The following is a 23,331-nucleotide window of genomic DNA, read 5'->3' on the forward strand; positions in this document are numbered from 1 at the left end:
TTAGAGTGCGCTCTCTTTCACTATCGATGCAATCTCTTGGTGGAGAATTTGCTGCAAAGGGGCGTCTCGTTTGCCTAATTTGCAGCAACTAACCAACTTTATAGGGATCAGAGCACTGTTGGGAACATCCACTTCTTGCATGTTTTCAAGCATGCACTGCCTTGAATACGGCGCTGCAAATTTACCTTGCTGAAGTAAGTTAATACATGTGCTGATGTCATCGACAATGAAAGGAGTAAACACATCGATTTTTAATGAATCAAACTGGCTACTGAATTTGAACTTCTCATCATTCCAACCGGGTGTTCGAGTAAAAATAAATGGCCAGTGTCTTATTGCTTTCCAGTGAGCACTTTTGTGTTTACTTCCAATCACAACCGTTAGTGTGTCATCAATAATTGTCCGTTGGTATACGTCTGCAGATAGGTTTGATGACATAGCATATAAGCCAATATCTATCTCATCTTCTATTAGGTTTTTCGGAGTTTGGTTGTTCCAAGTACTCATTTCAACTTGGGAACTTGGGAAGAGACTTCGCATTCGCGCCAATATTTCTGCGCCATACTTAGCCATCGGTTGCGCTAGCATTGAGATATGTATTGGTGCGGTGTAACTGGACGGTTCAAAGTCGTCAAATTCTAGGGCTTCATGAACCAGTGCTAGTGCGCCCTTTAGCTTAGGGTAAATACTTCGTGTGTAGTGGGTAGGTATTAAACCCTCTGAAGAACGAACAAAGAGTGTCTTTCCCAGAGCTTCGCTGGCTTTAGCAAGTGATTTACTGATCGCGCTATCGGTCCGGCCAAGTTTTCTTCCTACAGCTTTCAAAGACTTCAATTCATACATCAAAACAACTATTCGCAGTAGGTTTAAATCAACATCTAGTTTCCTTTTGTTCAAGTCTGTATTTCCTCACTATCCAGTAATTCAAATTATCATAGCTCTGTTTTCGACATAACAGCAAGAACCTAGCGAGCTGTCGTCGAGTAAATTGTTAAGTTATCAAAAGGTAATATTATGAAAAAGACACTACTTGCAGCGGCGATAGCAGCGTTATCAGTCAATGTTATGGCGGCAGAAGCTCCGGCTGGCTATCCAACTCAAGACACAAATGCTGTTTATGCACAGATGGATCTAGAAAATTTGACTCGAGCATTTACAGATTTGCAACCTGAAGCGGCGTTTATGTCACTTTACCATTCCTATTTAGATTCTGGGTCTACCGAGCAAAATATAGGGATAATGGAGACGTCCGTTGATCCAAGGCAGATTGTACTTACTGCTAATTCTGAAACTATCTATGCGGTTCACCCTGTTAATCTTGATGCTCAAGGGGGCGCTGTCGTATTGGAGGTCCCAGCAGGTGTGATGGGCATGGCGAATGGCCCCGGTTGGACTTCGTTCGCTGATTTTGGCTTAACCGGTCCAGATCAAGGTGTGGGTGCAACGTATTTGCTGACCAGTCCAAGCTGGGAAGGGGAAGTTCCGGAGGGCATGATTCACTCACCGTCACCTAGTAACACTATTGTCTGGCTGATTCGAGGCTTTCAAAAAGAAGACGGCATGGCAGGAGCAGTAAAAGATCTTCAACAGGGTATTCGTACCTATTCGTTGAACGATATAGACAACCCACCTGAAACGACGTTTTATAACACATCCGCGCCTGTTTATGATGACGGTGGCTTTCAAGATATGTTATTTCAGGATAGTGATATCCCTAAATTGATTAAATCCTATTATGAGCTTAATGGCTACAATGAAGAGAAGCATCACTATAATACAGCACATTTATATCATGCAGGTTTTTTCGATGGCACCGTTGACCCAAAACTTCTAGAGCAAGCGATTGATACGGCATGGCAACGAGTGCTTACTATGTCATTTAACAATCGAGAGGCGACTGCTTATCGATGGCAGGACAGCAACTGGGCTTTACCAAATACAACAATCGATGAGAATTGGACTCATGCGTCGTTTGATATGATTGACCCTGTCGCGCAAATGGTTTGGTCTCATCAAGCCACCTTTACTTCTGCTGCCATGACTCGCCCACCAAAAGGAGCAGGTGCGATATATGTGGCTGCGTATAAAGATAGCGATGGAAATTATTTAAACGGGTCTAACTGTTACGAGCTTAATGTTCCAGCAAACGTACCTTATAGCAACTTCTGGTCATTGGTCACCTATAATGCTACAGAGCGTTCAATGATACAGAATGAGCAGTTTCAGTGGGGAGTAAATAGCTACATGGAAGATCTGGTGCAAAACCAAGATGGCTCTTACACTCTCCATTGGGGGATGAATGCAGGCACGGATACCAACTCTATTCAAACCAATGACAATGAGGGTTTTTTCCCATACTTTAGAATCTACGGCCCAACAGACGCTTGGTACGATAAGAGTTGGGTGCTACCTAATATCGAAAAAGTCGCTTGTCAGTAGTTTTTCAACGCAATCCTCTAAAGGAAAAAAAATGTAGCTACTACCATAGAGTTTGGTCGTAGCTCTTTTTTTTCTTTATCCTACCTAAATGCGCACTGTGTTTTGTGTTATTTGCAGAATATTATTCTGATAGTTAACTTTAACTTGTAAAATTTTACAGGCTTTTATTTCTGAACCTTTCATAACATTGTGAAACTTCACAATGTTAATTTTACATATCAAACTAATGGCAACGTTTAATTGTTCCTCGTCATCCCCTCTCCGCACTTATGTAACAAGGCTTTCCTTCGGGTTAGGCGATTTCATACACCCGTTTTAAACGTATTTTCCTGTAAATTTGGTTGTAATTAAATTACGTAATAACTTACACGTTGAGTGCAAAAATCAATCACTTGTTTCAAACGGGATAAAACTTCGAATTTAACTTTTTGTTAACTTTAGAGCTGTTGCTCCATGTTGGTTTGATGTAAGTTAAATAACAGCTTGGTAAGGGTTTATAAGACTTATGTCTAGTTTGTTAAGCCTTGAAAAACAGTTCTTTCTAAGTGAAGGTATAGACAAGGAAGCCCAAGAAACGAGAGAAAACCAAAAATATAAGTAATGTTATTTTGTGGTTTTAAAGTTACAAAAGGTGGTTTGAGTTTTGGATTGATGGATTAACTGACATCGAATAATAAAAGTTTTAAGGAAGAGAAATATGCTTGCTCCAGTTTCAGAAAAAAGACAGAAACAGAATACGAATACTGAAACCCAAGAAGGCCTGCTTGAAGTGTTGAGTGAAGTTCTACCTGAGCATCAATCTATTTTCCCTGTTGAAGCCCAAACCCTTTTATCTGAGTTGTGTGGGAAGTTCGCCAAGAGAGTTGATAGTTTGCTTGTTGCTCGCCAACAGCGTCAGCAAAAAATCGATCAAGGCGAACTGCCCGACTTTCAAGAGGATACGCAAGATATCCGAGAAGGCAGCTGGAAGATATTAGGTATTCCTAGTGATCTTCAAGATCGCCGTGTTGAAATTACTGGACCAACTGATCGTAAGATGGTGATTAATGCTCTGAATGCCAACGTAAAAGTATTCATGGCTGACTTTGAAGATTCCATGTCACCGGCTTGGGGCAAGGTGCTTGATGGACAAGTTAATTTGCGTGATGCGATTAATGGAAGTATCAGCTACACCAACCCAAGTAATGGCAAGCATTATCAACTCACAGACGATCCCGCAACACTAATCTGTCGCGTACGTGGCCTGCATTTAACAGAGAAACACGTTAGCTTTAATGGAGAGGTAATTCCTGGAGCGCTATTTGATTTTGCTCTGTATTTCTTTAATAACTACAAAGTCTTACTAGCTAAAGGCAGTGGCCCTTATTTTTATATTCCAAAGCTTCAATCACATAATGAAGCGAAGTGGTGGAGCGACGTGTTCCACTTTACGGAAGAGTACTTCGGTTTAGATACCGGAACCATCAAAGCCACGGTGCTAATTGAAACCTTACCTGCTGTGTTTGAGATGAATGAAATATTGTTCGCGATGAAAGAGCATATCGTTGGTCTCAACTGTGGCCGCTGGGATTACATCTTCAGCTACATTAAAACACTTAAGAACTACCCTGACCGCATCCTGCCTGATAGACAAGTTGTGACTATGGAGAAGTCTTTCTTAAATGCTTATTCAAGATTGCTAGTGAGAACCTGTCATCAGCGAGGCGCTTTTGCAATGGGAGGGATGGCCGCCTTTATCCCAGCAAAAGATCCGGTCGCGAACCAACAAGTACTCGATAAGATCCAACACGATAAATCGCTTGAAGCGAATAATGGACACGATGGTACTTGGGTGGCGCATCCGGGCCTTGCTGATACAGCGCTCGAAGTATTCGATGCCAAGTTTGGTGAGCGTATCAACCAATTAGATATCTCTCGAAGTGATGATGCGCCTATTACCGCGAAAGAACTGCTTGAGCCTTGTTCTGGTGAACGAACCGAAAAAGGCATGCGACATAACATCCGTGTGGCGCTGCAATACATCGAAGCATGGATCTCTGGCAATGGCTGTGTACCTATTTACGGAATGATGGAAGATGCGGCAACCGCAGAAATATCTCGCGCTTCCATCTGGCAGTGGATTAAACACGGTAAAGATTTAGATAACGGACAAACCGTCACTAAAGCTTTGTTTGAAGAGTATCTCGCTGAAGAAATTGAAGTTGTGAAGCAAGAGGTGGGAGAAGACAGATTCAACAGCGGACGTTTTGATGAAGCTTCGAAATTGATGGCCAAATTGACCACCAGTGATGAACTGACCGATTTCTTAACCGTTCCAGGTTATGACTACTTGGACTAAGTAAAACTTGAACAAGATTAACTAGAAAAACCAATAACGTGAAATCAACCTTCGGACGCGGAGCTGCTTACCGTAAATAATTAGCACTGCTACGAAATGGAAGACCAATGCGCGTGTCGTTCACCAGAGAGTAAACACATAGCGCACTACTTAAGAGGGAAACACCATGACATTAACTCGACGCCAACAAATCGAAGCTCTAGAAAAAGACTGGGCAACTAATCCACGCTGGAAAAATGTTAAGCGTACTTATACAGCAGAAGAGGTGGTTGATCTTCGTGGTTCAGTTGTCCCTGCCAATACACTTGCACAACGTGGTGCGGATAAGCTGTGGTCATTGGTCAATGGTGACGCTAAAAAAGGTTACGTGAATTGTTTGGGTGCGCTAACGGGTGGTCAAGCGGTGCAGCAAGCGAAAGCGGGCATTGAAGCCATTTATCTTTCAGGTTGGCAGGTGGCGGCGGATAATAATACCGCGTCAACCATGTATCCAGACCAATCACTTTACCCAGTGGACTCAGTGCCATCAGTTGTGAAACGTATTAATAATTCGTTCCGACGTGCTGACCAAATTCAGTGGTCGGCAGGCATTACTCCCCAAGATGAAGCTGGTCTAGATTATTTTCTACCAATCGTTGCTGATGCGGAAGCTGGTTTTGGTGGTGTTTTGAACGCGTACGAACTAATGAAAAACATGATTGAATCTGGTGCGGCGGGTGTTCACTTTGAAGATCAACTAGCATCAGTGAAAAAATGCGGCCACATGGGCGGTAAGGTACTGGTTCCAACACAAGAAGCGGTACAAAAGCTCACAGCTGCTCGTCTTGCGGCTGATGTAGCTGGTACAACAACACTAGTGATTGCGCGTACCGATGCAAACGCTGCTGACCTACTGACATCTGACTGTGACCCTTATGATAGCGACTTCATCCAAGGTGAGCGTACAGCTGAAGGTTTTTACAAAGTGGATGCGGGCATCAATCAAGCGATTTCTCGTGGTCTAGCTTATGCTCCTTATGCTGATTTAATCTGGTGTGAGACGGCGACACCTTGTTTAGAAGAAGCGCGTAAATTTGCTGAAGCGATCCATGCTAAGTACCCAGATCAGCTGCTAGCGTATAACTGTTCTCCATCATTTAACTGGGAGAAAAACCTAGACTCAGAGACCATTGCTAAGTTCCAGCAAGAGCTGTCGGACATGGGCTACAAGTACCAATTCATTACTTTAGCGGGCATTCATAACATGTGGTACAACATGTTTGAACTAGCACACTCTTATGCACAAGGTGAAGGGATGCGTCACTATGTTGAGAAAGTTCAGCGCCCTGAATTTGAAGCGGCAGATAAAGGCTATACGTTCGTGGCTCACCAACAAGAAGTAGGTACTGGTTACTTTGATCGTATGACCAATACGATTCAAGGCGGTAACTCATCAGTAACGGCACTAACAGGGTCAACGGAAGAAGAGCAGTTTAAATAACAAGCCCCCAATCCACTACAAAAGCGTCATTATAATAACGATGTAACACTGTTTGAGCAGCCTAATTCTAGGCTGCTCTTTTTTGTTTTTATAGTTTAAAACTGGCTCAATTTCCGTTGAACCTTTGTTGATTTAATGGGTTGCTAGAACCTTTATAGAGTAGTTTGTGACAGGAATCGAGTGAAGGCTTGCCATGAGTCTTTATCTGCCTGTTCTCTATAACGCTCAGAGCCGAAGACTGTGAAGGCGTGAGGTGCGCCTCCATAACTGATCATTTCATGAGAGATACCTGCGTTTTCTAGCTCAACGGCCAAGTCAGCAAATTGCTGCATTGAAATTGCTTTGTCTGCGCTACCATGAAGTATCAGAAGTGGGGCTGACGTGTTTTCATAAGATTGCCCTTCGGGTGTCGCTAAACCGCCATGAAATGTTACAAAGCCTTTCGCTTCCATTCCTGCCCTTGCTGATTCCAGAACCGCCGCTCCGCCAAAACAGTAACCCATCACAACCGTGTTGGTTTTATCTCCTCCTAAAGTAGCTGCTTGATTTAAGCTAGCTTGCATTAGCGTTCTTAACTTAACACGGTCTTTATAGAGTTCACCTGTGTGCTGTTTTTTGTCTTCCACTTTGGTTGGGCGAACGCCTTTACCAAAGAGATCGGCGGCAAAAACGTTATATCCGAGATCATTGAGCATTTCTGCTCGTTTTATTTCATAGTCTGTGAGCCCATCCCAGTCATGAATAAGTAAGACGAGCGGCGCATTATCAGACACTTTTGACCAATGACCTTCATACGATAGACCGTCAACGTCATAGGTTATAGATTGGCCCGCTGATACCGATGAGGCGATGAACAATAATTGGATAAAGATTAGACGCAGCATAATTCCCTCCTAGATTGCTTTAGCAAGTGTAGTTGGGAATTAGCTATTTTCATTTAAAGATTAAACATTTAATCCTTAACTGGGTTAGCTGTCGATCTCTTCGGGTTCTATCTCTTCCTGAAGTTCAAGAAGGTTAATGGCAATGGAAACAAAATCACTGTCGGTAATAATGCCAACGAGTTCGCCATTCTCCACGATAGGTAAACAGCCCACTTTATGTTTTTGCATATACTTTGCGCTTTCTTTTAATCCCGCGCACGGTGATACCGTCATGATACTGGTGTGCATCACATCATTCAGTGGTGTGGATAGGGTATAAGACTGATCGCTAGGTACTTTTTGTAAGCTTGATTCTTGCGCTGACAGTACATCTCGTTGGGTGATGATACCGAGTAGTTTTCGTTCTGCATCGACAACTGGAATATGGCGAATATCAAGCGCCTCCATCATGTTTTTTGCATCAGCCAGTGTATGAGAGCGTAACAGTGTATGAGGGTTACGGGTCATCATGTCTTCGACTTTAATCATATTCGCCTCCTGCTTATTAGCTGTACTTTATGACTATAGTTTTTTTTCCAGATTTTAGTTGGGAGCTAGTTCGTTTTGCCGTGTATTTTTTTAAGAATCGGACGTAACTTTGACCTATGTTATTTTTGATGCATATAGTCTAAAAAAATCGCTATAGACGCGACAAAACTTGCTATTAAATCTAAGGAATCTATACTGTTCGGCTGCGAAAAAACCATCGCTTATTGTTCTGTTTTTATTGACAGCTGTGTTTCTCGATGATGGTAACGGTTTTCGCTGACGGCTCTATTTTTGAGCACGGATTTTCACTAGATAAGACGACTAACATGCAAGTTTCTGATTTTCACTTTGAACTCCCTGACGAACTGATTGCTCGCTATCCAACAGCTGAGCGTACAGCAAGCCGCCTTCTGCATTTAGATGGCATGAATGGCGAACTTAATGATCGTTCATTTAAAGATATCCTTGATCTGGTTAAGCCAGGGGATTTAATGGTATTCAATAATACCCGAGTGATTCCGGCTCGTATCTTTGGTCGTAAAGAGTCTGGCGGTAAATTAGAAGTCCTTGTTGAGCGCGTGCTTGATGAAAAGAGCATTCTAGCGCACGTTCGCTGCTCTAAATCACCAAAGCCGGGTACCAAATTGTTCCTTGGTGAGAATGATGAGTACCAAGCAGAAATGGTCGCAAGGCAAGATGCGCTATTTGAAATTAAATTTAGCGATGATAAGTCGGTACTCGATATATTAAACGATGTTGGTCACATGCCATTGCCGCCGTATATCGACCGTCCTGATGAAGATGCCGATAAAGAGCGCTACCAAACGGTTTACAACCAAAAACCGGGTGCTGTTGCTGCGCCAACAGCGGGTCTGCACTTTGATGATGAGTTATTAGCTCAAATTAAACAGAAAGGCGTTGAGTTTACCTACGTCACGCTGCACGTAGGAGCGGGTACATTCCAACCTGTGAAAGTGGACAATATTAACGATCACCACATGCATGCTGAGTATGTTGAAGTACCGCAGGAAGTGGTTGATGCGATTGCTGAAACGAAAGCTCGTGGTGGACGTATTATCGCTGTCGGTACAACGTCAGTTCGTTCACTAGAAAGTGCCGCGCAAGACGCTGTGAAAAAAGGCACTGACCTTGTTCCTTTCTTTGGCGATACTGAAATCTTCATCTTCCCAGGTTATGAGTATCAGCTTGTGGATTGCCTAGTCACTAATTTCCACTTGCCCGAGTCAACACTGATTATGTTAGTGAGTGCTTTTGCAGGGTATGACAACACCATGGCAGCGTATGCTCATGCTGTTGAAAACAACTACCGCTTCTTTAGTTATGGCGACTCTATGTTTATCAATAAGAAGACGGCTTAAACAAAAAATAAGATTAACGAGTGCTAGCAGTACGCTAGAGAAAGAGCTGCGCTCTTACTTCGCATGGAATCGCGACCGCTCTTGTAGGGTGAAAGCCCATCAATAATAGTCAGACTGTTTTTCTGGCAAATTGGAGTTCTCGTGAGATTAAAGTACGAACTGAAAAAAACTAACGGTAACGCGCGTCGTGGCCAACTGCAATTCGAACGTGGCACGGTTGAAACACCGGCATTTATGCCTGTTGGTACCTACGGTACGGTTAAAGGGATGACACCAGAAGAAGTAAAAGACACGGGTGCTGAAATACTTCTTGGTAACACCTTCCACCTATGGCTACGCCCTGGTCAAGAAATCATGAAATTACACGGTGATTTGCATGACTTTATGAATTGGAAAGGTCCTATCCTGACTGATTCAGGCGGTTTCCAAGTATTCAGCCTAGGTAAGACACGTAAAATCACTGAAGAAGGTGTTCACTTCCGTAGCCCTGTAAATGGCGACAAGGTCTTCATGGATGCAGAAAAATCTATGCAAATCCAATACGATCTTGGCTCTGACGTTGTTATGATTTTTGATGAATGTACGCCATACCCAGCAACGCACGATGAAGCGCGTATCTCAATGGAGCGTTCTATCCGTTGGGCTGACCGTAGCCGTAATGAATTTGATCGCCAAGAGAACCAAAACTCTCTATTTGGTATCGTTCAAGGCGGTGTTTACGAAGATTTGCGTGATGTATCTGTAAAAGCACTAACTGATATTGGTTTTGACGGTTATGCGGTTGGTGGTTTAGCAGTCGGTGAACCAAAAGAAGACATGCACCGCGTTCTTGAGCACACGTGCCCACAACTACCAGAAGATAAGCCTCGTTACCTAATGGGTGTAGGCAAACCTGAAGACTTAGTTGAAGGCGTTCGTCGCGGAATTGATATGTTCGATTGTGTAATGCCTACGCGAAATGCACGTAACGGCCACCTGTTTGTGACCGGAGGTGTGATCAAGATCCGTAATGCGAAACATAAAACCGATACAACACCACTAGATCCGCACTGTGACTGTTACACTTGCCAGAATTATTCAAAGTCATATTTACATCACCTAGATCGTTGTAACGAAATTCTAGGTGCGCGATTAAATACGATTCATAACTTGCGTTATTACCAACGTTTAATGGAAAGCATTCGCTTGGCGATTGATGAAGATCGATTTGATAGCTTTGTTGAAGAGTTTTACGCTCGTCGTGATCGCTCTGCGCCGCCACTCGGTAACGAATAATTACAAAACCCTTTTGCTTTCGGCCTGAATGCACTTGTAAACCAAGGCTTCAGGACTTGAAAACGAAGGGGTGATCCCCAATTACATTGAATTAACACAAAAAATATATAGAGGACGTCTTAATGTTTATTTCTCAAGCTCACGCAGCAGCAGAAGGTGCACCAGCAGGTGGTGGTTTTGAAATGATTATCATGCTAGGTATGTTTGCAGTAATCTTTTACTTCATGATTTACCGCCCGCAAGCTAAGCGTGTAAAAGAGCATAAGAATCTTATGGCTGCAATGGGTAAAGGCGATGAAGTTATCACTAGCGGTGGTCTTGTGGGTAAAATCACTAAAATCGCTGAAGACAACGACTACATCTCAATTGAGCTTAACGCGAACAATGAAGTTGTAATCAAGAAGGATTTCGTTACTGCTGTGTTACCTAAGGGTACACTGAAGTCTCTATAAAACAGCTAAAGGAATCTTGCTGTGCTAAACCGTTACCCGTTATGGAAGTATTTGATGGTTATTTTTGCCATCGCTACAGCCGCGTTATACGCGCTTCCAAACCTTTACGGTGAAGATCCAGCTATTCAAGTTACAGGGGCGCGCGGCGCCTCTGTTGATCTGTCAACGCTGGATTCCGTCACCAATGCCCTTGAAAAACAGGGTCTCTCCCATAAGTCTATTGCTCTAGAGAATGGACAAATACTTGTTCGTTTCAATGACACAGATACTCAGCTAACGGCTCGTGATATCGTCAATGAAGCCCTCGGTAAAGACAAAATTGTTGCCCTTAACCTAGCGCCTGCTACACCAAACTGGCTTGAGTCAATTGGTGCTGCACCAATGAAGCTTGGTCTTGATTTGCGTGGTGGTGTTCACTTCTTAATGGAAGTGGATATGGACGCAGCAATGAAAACGCTTGTTGGTCAACAAGAAGAAGCATTCCGTAGTGAACTGCGTGAAGAACGTATTCGCTACCGCTCAATTCGCCCTTCTGGGAGCGATTCAGTGGAAGTGCTTTTACGTGATGCAGAACAGCTAGCAAGTGCAAAACGACTGCTTGCTGACAAACACCGTGATATGACCTTTTCTGATTCAGAAAGCAATGGTCGATTTGCTCTAGTTGCTACGTTTAATGAAGCTCGTTTAACTGAAATTCGTAACTATGCTGTTGAGCAAAACATCACTATTTTACGTAATCGTGTAAATGAACTGGGTGTGGCTGAGCCACTGGTTCAACGTCAAGGCGCAAGCCGTATTGTTGTTGAGCTTCCAGGTGTTCAAGACACAGCTCGTGCGAAAGAGATTCTTGGTGCGACAGCAACGTTAGAATTCCGTGAAGTTGATGATAAAGCTGATCTTTCAGCAGCTGCGAGCGGTCGTGCTCCAGCGGGTAGCGAAATCAAGACCAACCGTGATGGCCGCCCTGTTGTGGTTAAGAAACGCGTTATTCTTGGTGGTGCTCACATCACTGATGCAAGCTCAAGCGTTGATGAATATGGTCGTCCACAGGTAAACATCTCACTGGATAGTGAAGGTGGCAGCAAGATGTCGACGTTCTCTCGTCAAAATGTCGGTAAGCTGATGGCAACCGTATTTGCAGAGTACAAAGACAGCGGTCGTAAGACACCTGAAGGCAGTGTGATTCTGTCTAAGCATGAAGAAGTGATTAACCAAGCGACGATTCAAACTGCGCTTGGCCGTAACTTCCGCATCACAGGTATCGATTCTGTCGCTGAAGCGCACAACCTAGCACTTCTACTTCGTGCTGGTGCCCTGATTGCGCCTATCTCAATTGTTGAAGAGCGTACTATCGGTCCATCGATGGGACAACAGAACATTGATATGGGTATCCAAGCGATGATTTGGGGTATGGTTGCTGTAATGCTATTTACGTTGTTCTACTACCGTAAATTTGGCTTTATCGCAAACATGGCACTGATGGCTAACTTGGTTCTAATTATTGGTGTGATGTCGATGATTCCAGGGGCGACAATGACGCTGCCAGGTATCGCCGGTATTGTATTAACCGTTGGTATGGCAGTCGATGCAAACGTGCTGATCTTTGAGCGTATTCGTGAAGAGCTGCGTGATGGTAAAAACCCTCAGCAAGCGATTCATCAAGGTTACTCAAATGCATTCAGTACCATCGCCGATGCGAACATCACCACCTTAATTACGGCAATCATTCTGTTTGCTGTGGGTACAGGTGCGATTAAAGGTTTCGCTGTCACGCTATCCATTGGTATTTTGACTTCTATGTTTACCGCGATTGTAGGCACACGTTGTGTGGTTAACCTACTGTACGGTGGTAAGCGTATCGATAAATTGTCGATCTAAGGCTAGGAATTATTATGTTTCAAATTCTAAAAGCAGATAAAACGATCGACTTTATGCGTTGGTCAAAAGTCGCATTCGCCTTTTCATTATTTATGATTGGCGCGGCTATCTTTACGCTGTCTACTAAATGGCTGAACTGGGGTCTAGACTTCACGGGCGGTACATTGATTGAAGTGGGCTTTGAACAGCCTGCTAACCTAGAAGACATCCGTAGTGCACTTGAAGCGGAAGGCTTTGGTGATGCAACGGTACAGAACTTTGGTTCTGCACGTGATGTTATGGTTCGTCTGCGTCCTCGTGATGGCATTGCGAACGAAACGTTAGGTAACCAAATCATTGGTGCAATTAAAGACGGTACGGGTGAAGCGGTTGAGATGCGTCGTATCGAGTTTGTTGGTCCGAATGTGGGTGATGAACTAACAGAAGCGGGTGGTCTTGCGATCCTTGCTTCTTTGATTTGTATCTTGATCTATGTGTCGATTCGTTTTGAATGGCGTTTAGCGGCTGGTGCGGTATTCGCATTGGCGCACGATGTCATCATCACGCTAGGTATATTCTCGCTACTGCAAATTGAAGTGGATTTAACCATTGTCGCAGCCTTGCTGACGGTGGTCGGATACTCACTCAACGATACCATCGTTGTATTTGACCGTATCCGTGAAAATTTCCGTAAGATGCGTAAAGGCGAGCCACCTGAGGTTATGAACAACTCTATTACTCAAACATTGAGTCGTACGTTGATCACCTCTGGTACGACGCTATTCGTAGTTATTGCCCTGTTTACTCAAGGCGGCGCAATGATTCACGGTTTCGCACTGGCGTTGCTATTAGGTATCACTGTCGGTACTTACTCTTCAATCTACGTTGCATCAGCACTAGCATTGAAACTGGGTATCCAGAAAGAGCACCTAATGCCACCTCAAGTTGAGAAAGAAGGCGAAGAGTTTGACGAGATGCCATAAGGCGTTTGTTAATATCTTAAAGTTAACACGGCTAAAACCTTAGCTGTGAAAGACTGAATGAAAGCCGCTAGGAAACTAGCGGTTTTTTTGTGGCTCGAGATCTGATTTATAGAACATGAAACGTGTGGTTTTGGCATATACTGTAAAAGTTAAAATAGAGAATTATTGAACCGTATTCGCATTATTTCAGGGAGGAGATAGTGAAAAAATGGCAAGAATTATCATTGGGGCTGCTACTCGCTATTGTTCCCGTTACAGTGAACTCAACCCCTTGGGAAGCTAAACAAATCCCATCCTCTCACCCAACAGAGTCAATCGGTAGTTATGCCAATGGCTGCTTGGCAGGGGCGAAAGCGTTGCCATTGGAAGGTGAAGGCTACCAAGTGATTCGTAGCCAACGTGAACGCTATTACGCGCACCCAGATACGGTGAGCTTTATTCAACATCTCGCTCAGCAAACTTATCAAGATTTAGGTTCAATTCTGTTGATTGGAGATCTTTCTCTTCCTCAAGGTGGGCGTTTCTCGTCTGGGCATTCAAGTCATCAAACGGGGTTAGATATTGATGTTTGGCTTCGATTAGCCAAAGAGCCATTAAGTGCGCAAGAGCTTGCTAAACCGAAAGCGATGAGCGTGGTTCATGTAAAAGAGTTCGAATTAAACAGAAAGCGTTGGAGTGAAGAACACTTTCAGCTCGTGAAGCTGGCTGCGCAGAATGAACAAGTGGCGCGGATTTTTGTTCATCCTGTGATTAAGAATCAATTGTGTGAATCGGAACAAGTCGATAGCCGAGAATGGCTACGTAAAGTCAGGCCGTGGTGGGGGCATCATTCTCATATCCATGTGCGGTTGAACTGCCCAATAGGGGATAGTTCTTGTCAGGCACAAGCCGAACCACCGAAAGGTGACGGGTGTGGCCATGAATTAGCAAGTTGGTGGCCAAAGCCAGAAGATAAGATAGACGTTGCTCAGCCAGTGAAGAAGAAAAAGGTAAAAGTTCCACCAAGTCAGTGCTTGGCTATGTTGAATGAATAATGCTTAGTGAATAACGAGTTGAGTTAATCAGGTTGAGCAAATCAAGGCTATAGATACAAAAAAGGAGCGCCAATCGGTGCTCCTTTTTAGTTCGTCACTGAATCTTATGCCAGACCTTGAATGATAACGAACTTCTCTAAAAGCTCTTCATCAGTTTCAATGTTTTTTGGATCCGTAATAATACACTTCGTGATAGGACACACTGACTGGCACGTTGGCTTGTCGTAGTGGCCTTTACACTCTGTACACAGCAAAGGATCAATCTCGAAGATAGAGTCACCCATAGTGATTGCGCCATTTGGGCATTCAGGGTCACACATATCACAGTTGATGCATTTGTCGGTGATCAGTAGCGCCATCTTATTTACCTGTTGGGTTACGGGTATCCTGACCAGAATTAAGGTTACGCATCAGCAGTCCGTATGATAAATCCATATCTTCTGGTACTGGGATGAAGACGAAGTGGCCATTGCCTTTCGCATCGTCAATCGTTTGTGACTTACGGTTTTCCATCGCTTCTAGAGTGAAAACAACGTTACCGTTTGGCGTCATAAGCTCTAGGCTGTCACCGACTAAGAATTTATTCTTCACTTCCACTTCCGCTAAATCACCACGACGTTGGCCTGTGAATTCACCAACGAATTGCTGAGCATCAGACACTGAGTAACCGTAATCGTAGTTCTGGTAAGTGTCGTGAGTGTGACGACGTAGGAAGCCTTCTGTGTAGCCACGGTGAGCTAAGCTTTCTAGCGTCCCCATTAGGCTCTCATCGAACGGTTTTCCTGCAACAGCATCATCAATCGCTTTACGGTAAACTTGGGCAGTACGAGCACAGTAGTAGAAGGATTTAGTACGGCCTTCAATCTTCAATGAGTGAACCCCCATTTTCGTTAGGCGCTCAACGTGTTGGATAGCACGAAGATCTTTAGAGTTCATGATGTAAGTACCATGTTCGTCTTCGTAGGCTGCCATTTTCTCTTCAGGGCGATGAGCTTCTGAAAGTAGAACCACTTCATCAGTTGGTTTGCCAAGACCTAGCGTGTTATCAGGACGTTCTTCTTGTACCTCGATAGTCTGAGACTCAGCAGCTGGGTCAAACTTCTCAACAATATCACCCGTCTCGTTCTCTTTACCTTCTTCGACTTTGTATTCCCAACGGCAAGCGTTAGTGCAAGTACCTTGGTTTGGATCGCGTTTGTTGATGTAGCCAGATAACAGACAACGACCAGAGTAAGCCATGCAAAGAGCACCGTGAACGAAGATTTCAAGTTCAGTCTCTGGGCAGTGCTCACGAATCTCTTCGATTTCCTCTAGAGAAAGCTCACGAGATAAAATGACACGCTCAACACCTTGAGTCGACCAGAACTTAACCGTTGCCCAGTTAACTGCGTTTGCTTGTACTGATAGGTGAATAGCCATATCAGGGAACGCTTCACGAACCATCATGATAAGACCTGGATCTGACATGATCAGAGCGTCCGGGCCCATTTCAACCACAGGCTTTAGATCGCGAATGAAGGTTTTTAGCTTTGAATTGTGTGGTTGAATGTTGCAAACCACATATAGCTTTTTACCTTGAGCGTGCGCTTCGTTAATACCGATTTGCAGGTTTTCATGGTTGAATTCGTTATTACGTACACGAAGACTATAGCGTGGCTGACCTGCGTAAACCGCATCTGCGCCATAGGCGAAAGCGTAACGCATGTTTTTAAGGCTGCCCGCTGGTGACAGTAGCTCGGGTACAAATGGTGTGTTCGTTGTCATTGCTTTGTTCTCTAGTCTGATCTCAAGTCAGGTTACTCCCACCTAGTGGAAGTAAAGGGGCGCGTATTTTACGTTAAAATGTGACTTAAAACAAATGCACAGTTTTCATAAGGGAATAGAGAATTTATGTATTAAAAATAGTGGGAGAAGTGATAAGAAGAGAATACAAAAACGCCCTTCAGGTTAAACGAAATAACCAGTGAAGAGCGTTTATTTTAATAAAGCAGTTATCTAACCTTTAGATACTGATTACGCTTCAGGGTGAGGTAAACCGCCCAATGAATCGTATAAATTTGGCAAGAATGCGCTTAGCTCACCACACATAAGAGAGAAATCAGCATCAAAACGAGCGGCTTGATCTTCACGTGGAATATCTTCGTTTTGATCTTTTAGGTCGTCGCTGAATTTCAAACGCTTGATGCTGCCATCTTCTGCAAGAATAAACTCAATACGCTCTTGCCAATCGAGGGCCAGTTTCGTTACGACTTTATTTGCTTCAATGTGGTTTTGAATCTCTTCTGCGCTGAGTTCTTGTTTCTTACAGCGAATGATACCGCCATCTTCTTGAATAGATTTAAGCTCAGCTTCGTCTAGCAGAGTGATACCTTGCGGTGTGCTGCCTGTTTTAACCCACTCAGTAAGCGTAGTATCAATCGCTTGCTCAGGAATAGCGGGAACAACAGGTAAGCTACCCATTGTTTTGCGCAGTAGGGCGAGAACGTCTTCCGCTTTCTTGTAGCTGCTTGCATCAACAAGGATAAGCCCTTCTTTTGGCAAGATCAGGACAAACGTGTTACTACTACGGCTAAAGGCTCTTGGAAGAAGATCAATGATGATCTCGTCTTTTAGCGTCTCTTTCTCTGTTTTTTTCAGAGGGCGACCTTCCGCGGCTTCCATAGTTTCAATCTTGTTGTTCAGTGAATCTTTGATCACTGACGCTGGGATCATTTTTTCTTCTCGTTTCGCGCAGATAAGAATACGGTTTTCAGAAACATGCGTCATCATATCGCCTTGACGCCCCATTGCCGTAACCCAACCAAACTTCTGTTTGTCTTGGCTACCACAAGGCGTAAAACGGAATTCTTCAAGTTGCGTTTCTAGCTGGTCAGCATTGAATTCAATATCGCGATTGAAGCGATAAACCAGACAGTTTTTAAACCACATATTTTTTCTCTAGGCTGGAAATAAGTCGCTCATCATAGGCAATTTTGAGTGGATTGTCTTATCTGTGTGTAAAAATCTTCGCACAATTAACACCACGCAAACGATTGACGCCATTTTGACTTAGAACACTCAGTTTAATGTCGTTTGTTATGTGGTTGAGTCGAAACTTATATTAAACTTTCTTTGCAAAGGTCACAAAAGTGTCATAATTACTGGTAATAATGCCTATAGTTGCAGAGGGTTAGCCACAGCTGTTAATGGTTGAGAAAGTTACCCATAGCGTTAATTTTATTCATAAGGTTATTGAATTATGTCCAGAAGGATTCTAGTGGTTGAGGATGAAGCACCGATTCGTGAGATGCTGTGTTTTGTTCTTGAGCAAAAAGGTTACCAAGCGGTAGAAGCGGAAGACTATAACACCGCCGTGGATAAACTGGCTGAACCCTTTCCTGATCTTGTATTGCTTGACTGGATGCTGCCTGGTGGCAGTGGCATTAACTTTATCAAGCACATGAAGCGTGAAGAGTTAACCCGCAATATTCCTGTTGTGATGCTAACGGCTCGTGGCGAAGAAGAAGATAAAGTACGCGGCTTGGAAGTGGGCGCTGATGATTACATCACCAAACCGTTTTCACCAAAAGAGCTGGTGGCGCGTTTAAAAGCCGTTATTCGTCGTGTTACTCCAACGGCACTAGAAGATGTTATTGATGTTCAAGGCTTAAAGTTAGATCCTGTTTCTCACCGAGTGATGGCCAATGATGCACCGCTTGATATGGGGCCAACAGAATTTAAGATGCTGCATTTCTTTATGACACACCAAGAGCGTGTGTATAGCCGAGAGCAGCTATTGAATAATGTATGGGGCACCAATGTGTACGTTGAAGACCGCACGGTAGATGTTCATATTCGACGCTTACGCAAAGCATTAGAGAGCGCAGGTCACGATAAATTGATACAAACGGTTCGTGGCGCAGGCTATCGCTTCTCTGTGAAAGCGTAAAATACACGAATTGAAGAAACAGTTTTGAGGAAGAAAAAGGACAGCTGTCCGAGGAATTAAATTGGTTGAAAAGTTAACCTGGAAAAAGCTGGCATGGGAGCTGGCTTTTTTTTACACCCCTTGGGTTATTGTAGGGTGGATATTTGGATACATGCCGTGGTTGCTTCTTGCTGCCACGGTTTTGCAGTTGTTATGGCATCTACATAATCAGATGAGATTGTCAGCGTGGCTGTGGGATGAAAAACGACTCACTCCTCCTTCTGGTAGTGGTAATTGGGAATCACTTTTCAATGGAATCTACCGCCTACAGCAGCGTCAGCGTAAAAAGCGTAAAGAGCTAACCAACCTAATCCGCCGTTTCCGCAATGGTGCTGAATCTCTGCCCGATGCGGTTGTGGTATTTCGTGGTGAAGGAAATATTGTTTGGTGTAACAGGCTCGCGCAGCACCTTCTTGGTTTTAAATGGCCAGATGATTCAGGCCAACCCGTGTCGAATCTGATTCGCACCCCTGACTTTATTAAATACCTCAACAAGCAAGACTTCTCTGAACCATTAGAGATGTGCTCACCGTTAAACGTTGAGCGTATGTTAGAGCTTCGTATCGTGCCTTACACTGAAGGCGAGCACTTAATGGTTGTGCGTGATGTTACTCAGCTAAAACAGCTTGAAGGCATGCGTCGTAACTTCTTTGCTAATGTTTCTCATGAACTGCGTACACCAATGACGGTACTGCGCGGTTATCTTGAAATGACCGAAGATCCAGATATGTTGGTTGGCCCTATGTGGGGTAAAGCACATGGTGTAATGACTGAGCAGTTGAATCGAATGAACAGCTTGGTTAGCCAATTGTTGACGCTCTCTAAGATTGAAGCGGCACCAATGGATGAATTCGAGGATGTGGTGAACGTTCCTGCCATGCTCGAAGTGCTAGAGAAAGAAGCGGTCAGCTTAAGTGGTGATGATAAACATCAGCTTGAGTTTATCGTGGATAGCAGTCTGCGTGTATTAGCCGATGAAGATCAGTTGCGTAGCGCGATATCTAACCTTGTTTACAATGCGGTGAAATACACAGAGGCCGGTGCTCAGATTAAAGTACGTTGGTTTAAGACCGCCCAAGGGGCCTGTCTTGAAGTTGAAGACAGTGGTGATGGGATCGAACCTCAACATTTGCACAGACTAACAGAACGTTTTTATCGTGTTGATAAAGCTCGCTCACGAGATACGGGGGGCAGTGGCTTAGGACTTGCCATTGTTAAGCACGCGCTCACTCACCATGATGCACATCTAGAGATTCAAAGTGTTGTGGGTGTAGGCAGTAAGTTCTCGTTTATCTTACCTAGTCGTTCAATTGTGGAGTAGACATGAAGCTCTCTGCTAGCCACTTAATGGCGCTCTCTTTTTCCTTAGTTTGTTTGAACGTTTTTGCTGAGACGGCTCAAGTAGCGTCCGAAGTTAACCATTCTGTTGTCACTAATGAAAATATTGTTGATATCGATAAAGTGTCGACACAAGCACTGAAGCCCTATCAGAAAGTTCCAAGTATATCTGGAACCATTCTGTCTGTTGGCTCGGATACATTAGCAGGTATGACGACGTTATGGGTTGAAGAATTTGAGCAGCAATACCCAAGCATTAATGCTCAGGTTCAAGCTTCGGGTTCATCAACTGCGCCGCCTGCCTTAACCGAAGGAACAGCTCAATTTGGCCCCATGAGCCGCCCAATGCGCAATCGTGAAATAGAAGCATTTGAACGTGAGCATGGTTATAAACCAACTGAGTTGCGTGTCGCTATTGATGCTATTGGTGTTTTTGTTCATCGAGATAATCCGATTCGTGGGCTGAATTTTGCTCAGCTCGATAGCATTTTTTCTATTACGCTACGGTGTGGAGCGAATGAGCCGGTATCAAACTGGTCTCAGCTCGGTTTAGATTATGATTGGGCTCAAAGGCGAATGCAGCTTTTCGGTCGTAACTCTGTCTCAGGAACGTATGGCTACTTTAAGCAAAATGCACTCTGCAGTGGTGACTTTAAAAATAATGTTAATGAGCAGCCCGGTTCTGCGTCGGTGGTGCAATCTGTTTCGTCATCTATTAATACGATTGGTTATTCAGGGGTGGGTTACCAAGTCTCAGGTGTTAAGTTGATTCCAATATCAAAATCAGGACAAGATTTTATCTCGCCAAGCTACGAGAATATCCTTTCAGGTGAGTACCCACTATCACGCTACCTCTATCTTTATATAAATAAGCACCCCAATTACCCATTAACACCGATTGAGCGTGAGTTCATACGTTTTATTTTTTCGTCTCACGGGCAAGAACTCGTCAAAAAAGATGGCTATATTCCGATAAGTTCAGATATAGCCCGACAAGAGTTAAAGAAAATTGGTGTCGAGTATTAAAAACTGAGCTTAGACGAATATTTGCAAATTAAATGCTAGTAATCGCTATTTTTTCTATAGCGCTGTATTGTTTTCAGCGACTTATCTTGTTTTGTAATATAATCGTCATCAAACTGAAATATTCTAAGACTGTTTAATTTAGATAGAGAGCCCAATGCCTAGCGCCGATTTTTCCCTAAAAGAACCCGACAGAAAACGATTTATAAAAGATCGTATTGTTCGCTTGTTGGTTTCTTGTGGAGGTGTTGGAGTCTTAGCCGCGCTAGTTCTGATTTTCGTTTACCTCGCCTTAGTGGTACTGCCACTTTTCTCAGACGCTAATGTCGAAGCTGAGTATGCCTCGAATACGATAAATACGTTGGATGCAATTTCTATTGGTGTTGATGAGTATGGTGGCCATGCCTATGTTTTATCGAAACAGGGGCAGTTGGATTTCTGGCCTTTAGATAATGCGAATATCGTCGATACTTCTTTTTCTATTTCTGGTGGTATTACTCTAGCTGCGAATAATAACAAGGGAAATGGATGGCAAGCTGTCATTGATGATTCAGAGCAGTTGTCTGTATTCAAACCTAAATTTACCAACAAACACACCCGTAAGGGAGGGAATTTCACTCCGACGGTTGAGACGTACGATGTTGTAAATGGCTTAGATCTCTCGCTCCCTTCAACGGTCTTAACCCAGTTTGACTTTGCAGTGACAGAGTATGGACTGACTTTGGTTGGGTTATATGAGAGTGGTGAAGTGCAGCTTCGCTGGAGTGAAGGCGGTGAATTGTTTGAATTCATGTTTCCTGTACCATTTTCAAACGCTGATCAGTTAATTCTCACGCCGGGCGGAGAGACGCTTTATATTCGCTCTGGGTCTGAGTTGGTTGTGGCTAAAAAGCAACGAGCGCAATATATTGTGCGAGAAGTGGTGGATCTCAGCCTTGGTGCTGAAAAGCATGCTGTGAGTGATATTGATTTGCTTTCTGGGGCCTATTCTCTGTTAGTGACGCATCAAGATGGGCTTGTGTCTCAGTGGTTTGATGTTTTAAGTGATGGGGAGCGAAAGCTAACTCATATTCGTGAATTTGAACTCGCTTCCCAATTGGAGTTCTTACTCCCCGATACCTTCCGAAAAGGCTTTTACAGTTTCTATACAAACGGCTCACTTCAAAGTCACTATACCACCAGTGAAAAGCTGGTGATGTTTGAGCGCCCTTATAAGCAGGCACCGCTATTGGCTGCCATGTCGAATAACGAAAAGTTTCTGTTAACGCTGACCAATAATGAGCTGAATGTGGCGCGGGTGAATAATGATCACCCAGAAATTTCATTCTCGTCGCTTTGGCATAAAGTTTGGTACGAAAGCTACCCTGAACCTCAATACACGTGGCAAACCACCTCAGCGAATGATGACTTTGAAGCTAAGTTTAGTTTGGTTCCTATTGCCTTTGGTACATTGAAGGCCGCAGCGTTTGCGATGTTATTTGCTGTCCCCATTTCGGTGCTCGGGGCAATTTATACTGCCTATTTCATGTCAGAGAACATGAGACGAGTCGTTAAACCATCCATAGAACTGATGGAGGCGTTTCCTACCGTCATTATTGGATTTTTGGCTGGTCTTTGGTTTGCCCCTATTGTGGAAACACACCTCTCTGCTGTTATAGCATTGTTGATCTTTTTGCCGCTATCGACCTTACTTGTCGGCGCTATTTGGCACGTCTTACCTAGCCGGTTTGTATCACTTTTCCCAAATGGTTGGCACGGAATGATCTTAATGCCTGTTTTAGTCGGCTTAGTCATGTTTATTTTGTCGCAAAGTGCCGCATTAGAGGTGTGGTTGTTTAATGGTGATGTGCGTATCTATCTTGCGGATAAAGGGATTAACTTCGATCAAAGAAACGCATTGGTTGTTGGCTTCGCTATGGGTTTTGCGGTTATTCCTACTATCTTCACCATTGCAGAAGACGCGATATTCTCGGTGCCAAAACACCTTTCAGATGGCTCATTGGCATTGGGAGCCACTCAATGGCAGACACTCATTTATGTGGTTCTTCTAACGGCTAGCCCAGGAATATTTTCTGCGATTATGATGGGGTTAGGCCGAGCCGTGGGGGAGACCATGATCGTCTTGATGGCAACTGGTAATACACCTATTTTGGATTGGAATATCCTTGAGGGTATGCGGACTCTATCTGCAACTATTGCGGTTGAAATGCCAGAGTCAGAAGTAGCAAGTACCCATTATCGATTGTTGTTCTTAGCGGCGTTATTACTGCTGATGTTTACGTTTGCGGTGAACTCTATTGCCGAGTGGGTAAGGCAAAGATTAAGGGAGCGCTATCGTGCATTATAACCAGCAG

The 23,331-nt window shown here is 43.8% G+C and carries 19 protein-coding genes; 13 read left to right on the forward strand and 6 right to left on the reverse strand.

The window, feature by feature from the left end; all coding sequences use genetic code 11:
• Entirely contained in the window at nt 1-897 is an 897-nt protein-coding gene (locus KP803_RS04390; RefSeq protein WP_248007618.1) for a LysR family transcriptional regulator, read from the reverse strand.
• A 117-nt stretch (nt 898-1,014) separates the two neighbouring features.
• Here KP803_RS04390 and KP803_RS04395 point away from each other — a divergent pair, with 117 nt between their 5' ends.
• From KP803_RS04395 to aceA, 3 genes are all read left to right on the forward strand, one after another.
• Nucleotides 1,015-2,439 carry a DUF1214 domain-containing protein gene (locus KP803_RS04395; protein ID WP_248007619.1) on the forward strand — a complete coding sequence of 475 codons (1,425 nt, stop codon included), beginning with the start codon at nt 1,015-1,017 and terminating at the stop codon, nt 2,437-2,439.
• Nucleotides 2,440-3,136: 697 nt separating this feature from the next.
• The gene (gene aceB / locus KP803_RS04400; protein ID WP_248007620.1) at nt 3,137-4,777 is read left to right on the forward strand and encodes a malate synthase A; all 1,641 of its coding nucleotides are present in this window, start codon (nt 3,137-3,139) and stop codon (nt 4,775-4,777) included.
• A gap of 166 nt (nt 4,778-4,943) precedes the next feature.
• Nucleotides 4,944-6,257 carry an isocitrate lyase gene (gene aceA, locus KP803_RS04405; RefSeq protein WP_248007621.1) on the forward strand — a complete coding sequence of 438 codons (1,314 nt, stop codon included), beginning with the start codon at nt 4,944-4,946 and terminating at the stop codon, nt 6,255-6,257.
• 152 nt (nt 6,258-6,409) lie between these two features.
• Here the strand turns inward: aceA and KP803_RS04410 are convergent, their stop codons facing one another.
• Complete coding sequence (locus KP803_RS04410; protein ID WP_248007622.1) at nt 6,410-7,141, reverse strand: dienelactone hydrolase family protein; 732 nt, start codon at nt 7,139-7,141, stop codon at nt 6,410-6,412.
• Between the two features lie 84 nt (nt 7,142-7,225).
• Nucleotides 7,226-7,669 carry a CBS domain-containing protein gene (locus tag KP803_RS04415; RefSeq protein ID WP_248007623.1) on the reverse strand — a complete coding sequence of 148 codons (444 nt, stop codon included), beginning with the start codon at nt 7,667-7,669 and terminating at the stop codon, nt 7,226-7,228.
• Between the two features lie 326 nt (nt 7,670-7,995).
• Here KP803_RS04415 and queA point away from each other — a divergent pair, with 326 nt between their 5' ends.
• The 6 genes from queA (at nt 7,996) to mepA (ending at nt 14,649) form a co-directional block, all read left to right on the forward strand.
• Nucleotides 7,996-9,048: a tRNA preQ1(34) S-adenosylmethionine ribosyltransferase-isomerase QueA gene (gene queA, locus KP803_RS04420; RefSeq protein WP_248007764.1), complete on the forward strand. Its 1,053-nt coding sequence runs from the start codon at nt 7,996-7,998 to the stop codon at nt 9,046-9,048.
• A gap of 141 nt (nt 9,049-9,189) precedes the next feature.
• Nucleotides 9,190-10,323 (forward strand): tRNA guanosine(34) transglycosylase Tgt, encoded by a 1,134-nt coding sequence (gene tgt / locus KP803_RS04425; RefSeq protein ID WP_248007624.1) that lies wholly within the window; start codon nt 9,190-9,192, stop codon nt 10,321-10,323.
• Between the two features lie 122 nt (nt 10,324-10,445).
• The gene (gene yajC, locus KP803_RS04430) at nt 10,446-10,775 is read left to right on the forward strand and encodes a preprotein translocase subunit YajC (RefSeq protein ID WP_248007625.1); all 330 of its coding nucleotides are present in this window, start codon (nt 10,446-10,448) and stop codon (nt 10,773-10,775) included.
• Nucleotides 10,776-10,796: 21 nt separating this feature from the next.
• Nucleotides 10,797-12,653 carry a protein translocase subunit SecD gene (gene secD, locus KP803_RS04435; protein ID WP_345791543.1) on the forward strand — a complete coding sequence of 619 codons (1,857 nt, stop codon included), beginning with the start codon at nt 10,797-10,799 and terminating at the stop codon, nt 12,651-12,653.
• A 14-nt stretch (nt 12,654-12,667) separates the two neighbouring features.
• Nucleotides 12,668-13,615, forward strand: coding sequence for a protein translocase subunit SecF (secF, locus tag KP803_RS04440; protein WP_248007626.1), 948 nt, complete (start codon nt 12,668-12,670; stop codon nt 13,613-13,615).
• Nucleotides 13,616-13,815: 200 nt separating this feature from the next.
• Nucleotides 13,816-14,649, forward strand: coding sequence for a penicillin-insensitive murein endopeptidase (gene mepA / locus KP803_RS04445; protein WP_248007627.1), 834 nt, complete (start codon nt 13,816-13,818; stop codon nt 14,647-14,649).
• Between the two features lie 104 nt (nt 14,650-14,753).
• On the opposite strand, the gene KP803_RS04450 is transcribed toward mepA, so the two are convergent.
• From KP803_RS04450 to rdgC, 3 genes are all read right to left on the reverse strand, one after another.
• A complete protein-coding gene (locus KP803_RS04450; RefSeq protein ID WP_248007628.1) occupies nt 14,754-15,008 on the reverse strand; it encodes a YfhL family 4Fe-4S dicluster ferredoxin in 255 nt (84 codons plus the stop codon).
• A 1-nt stretch (nt 15,009) separates the two neighbouring features.
• Nucleotides 15,010-16,413 (reverse strand): prephenate-dependent tRNA uridine(34) hydroxylase TrhP, encoded by a 1,404-nt coding sequence (gene trhP / locus KP803_RS04455; protein ID WP_248007629.1) that lies wholly within the window; start codon nt 16,411-16,413, stop codon nt 15,010-15,012.
• A gap of 249 nt (nt 16,414-16,662) precedes the next feature.
• Nucleotides 16,663-17,577 (reverse strand): recombination-associated protein RdgC, encoded by a 915-nt coding sequence (rdgC, locus tag KP803_RS04460; RefSeq protein ID WP_248007630.1) that lies wholly within the window; start codon nt 17,575-17,577, stop codon nt 16,663-16,665.
• A 310-nt stretch (nt 17,578-17,887) separates the two neighbouring features.
• Between rdgC and phoB the strand changes: the two genes are divergently transcribed.
• The 4 genes from phoB to KP803_RS04480 all read left to right on the forward strand — a co-directional run bounded on the left by phoB (nt 17,888) and on the right by KP803_RS04480 (nt 23,324).
• Nucleotides 17,888-18,577, forward strand: coding sequence for a phosphate regulon transcriptional regulator PhoB (gene phoB / locus KP803_RS04465; protein WP_248007631.1), 690 nt, complete (start codon nt 17,888-17,890; stop codon nt 18,575-18,577).
• A gap of 61 nt (nt 18,578-18,638) precedes the next feature.
• Nucleotides 18,639-19,937: a phosphate regulon sensor histidine kinase PhoR gene (gene phoR / locus KP803_RS04470; protein ID WP_248007632.1), complete on the forward strand. Its 1,299-nt coding sequence runs from the start codon at nt 18,639-18,641 to the stop codon at nt 19,935-19,937.
• 2 nt (nt 19,938-19,939) lie between these two features.
• The gene (locus tag KP803_RS04475) at nt 19,940-20,980 is read left to right on the forward strand and encodes a PstS family phosphate ABC transporter substrate-binding protein (RefSeq protein WP_248007633.1); all 1,041 of its coding nucleotides are present in this window, start codon (nt 19,940-19,942) and stop codon (nt 20,978-20,980) included.
• Between the two features lie 154 nt (nt 20,981-21,134).
• Nucleotides 21,135-23,324, forward strand: coding sequence for an ABC transporter permease subunit (locus tag KP803_RS04480; RefSeq protein ID WP_248007634.1), 2,190 nt, complete (start codon nt 21,135-21,137; stop codon nt 23,322-23,324).
• Nucleotides 23,325-23,331: the final 7 nt, after the last annotated feature.

This window comes from Vibrio amylolyticus (assembly GCF_023145695.1).
GTDB classification, from domain to species: Bacteria; Pseudomonadota; Gammaproteobacteria; order Enterobacterales; family Vibrionaceae; genus Vibrio; species Vibrio amylolyticus.

What these genes read in the sequence shown, in the direction of transcription:
- trhP (WP_248007629.1), bottom strand. Translation starts at nt 16,413, where the DNA reads ATGACAACGAACACACCATTTGTACCCGAGCTACTGTCACCAGCGGGC.
- KP803_RS04480 (WP_248007634.1), top strand. Translation starts at nt 21,135, where the DNA reads ATGCCTAGCGCCGATTTTTCCCTAAAAGAACCCGACAGAAAACGATTT.
- aceB (WP_248007620.1), top strand. Translation starts at nt 3,137, where the DNA reads ATGCTTGCTCCAGTTTCAGAAAAAAGACAGAAACAGAATACGAATACT.
- KP803_RS04475 (WP_248007633.1), top strand. Translation starts at nt 19,940, where the DNA reads ATGAAGCTCTCTGCTAGCCACTTAATGGCGCTCTCTTTTTCCTTAGTT.
- yajC (WP_248007625.1), top strand. Translation starts at nt 10,446, where the DNA reads ATGTTTATTTCTCAAGCTCACGCAGCAGCAGAAGGTGCACCAGCAGGT.
- aceA (WP_248007621.1), top strand. Translation starts at nt 4,944, where the DNA reads ATGACATTAACTCGACGCCAACAAATCGAAGCTCTAGAAAAAGACTGG.
- phoB (WP_248007631.1), top strand. Translation starts at nt 17,888, where the DNA reads ATGTCCAGAAGGATTCTAGTGGTTGAGGATGAAGCACCGATTCGTGAG.
- queA (WP_248007764.1), top strand. Translation starts at nt 7,996, where the DNA reads ATGCAAGTTTCTGATTTTCACTTTGAACTCCCTGACGAACTGATTGCT.
- KP803_RS04395 (WP_248007619.1), top strand. Translation starts at nt 1,015, where the DNA reads ATGAAAAAGACACTACTTGCAGCGGCGATAGCAGCGTTATCAGTCAAT.
- KP803_RS04415 (WP_248007623.1), bottom strand. Translation starts at nt 7,669, where the DNA reads ATGATTAAAGTCGAAGACATGATGACCCGTAACCCTCATACACTGTTA.
- KP803_RS04410 (WP_248007622.1), bottom strand. Translation starts at nt 7,141, where the DNA reads ATGCTGCGTCTAATCTTTATCCAATTATTGTTCATCGCCTCATCGGTA.
- KP803_RS04450 (WP_248007628.1), bottom strand. Translation starts at nt 15,008, where the DNA reads ATGGCGCTACTGATCACCGACAAATGCATCAACTGTGATATGTGTGAC.
- secF (WP_248007626.1), top strand. Translation starts at nt 12,668, where the DNA reads ATGTTTCAAATTCTAAAAGCAGATAAAACGATCGACTTTATGCGTTGG.
- rdgC (WP_248007630.1), bottom strand. Translation starts at nt 17,577, where the DNA reads ATGTGGTTTAAAAACTGTCTGGTTTATCGCTTCAATCGCGATATTGAA.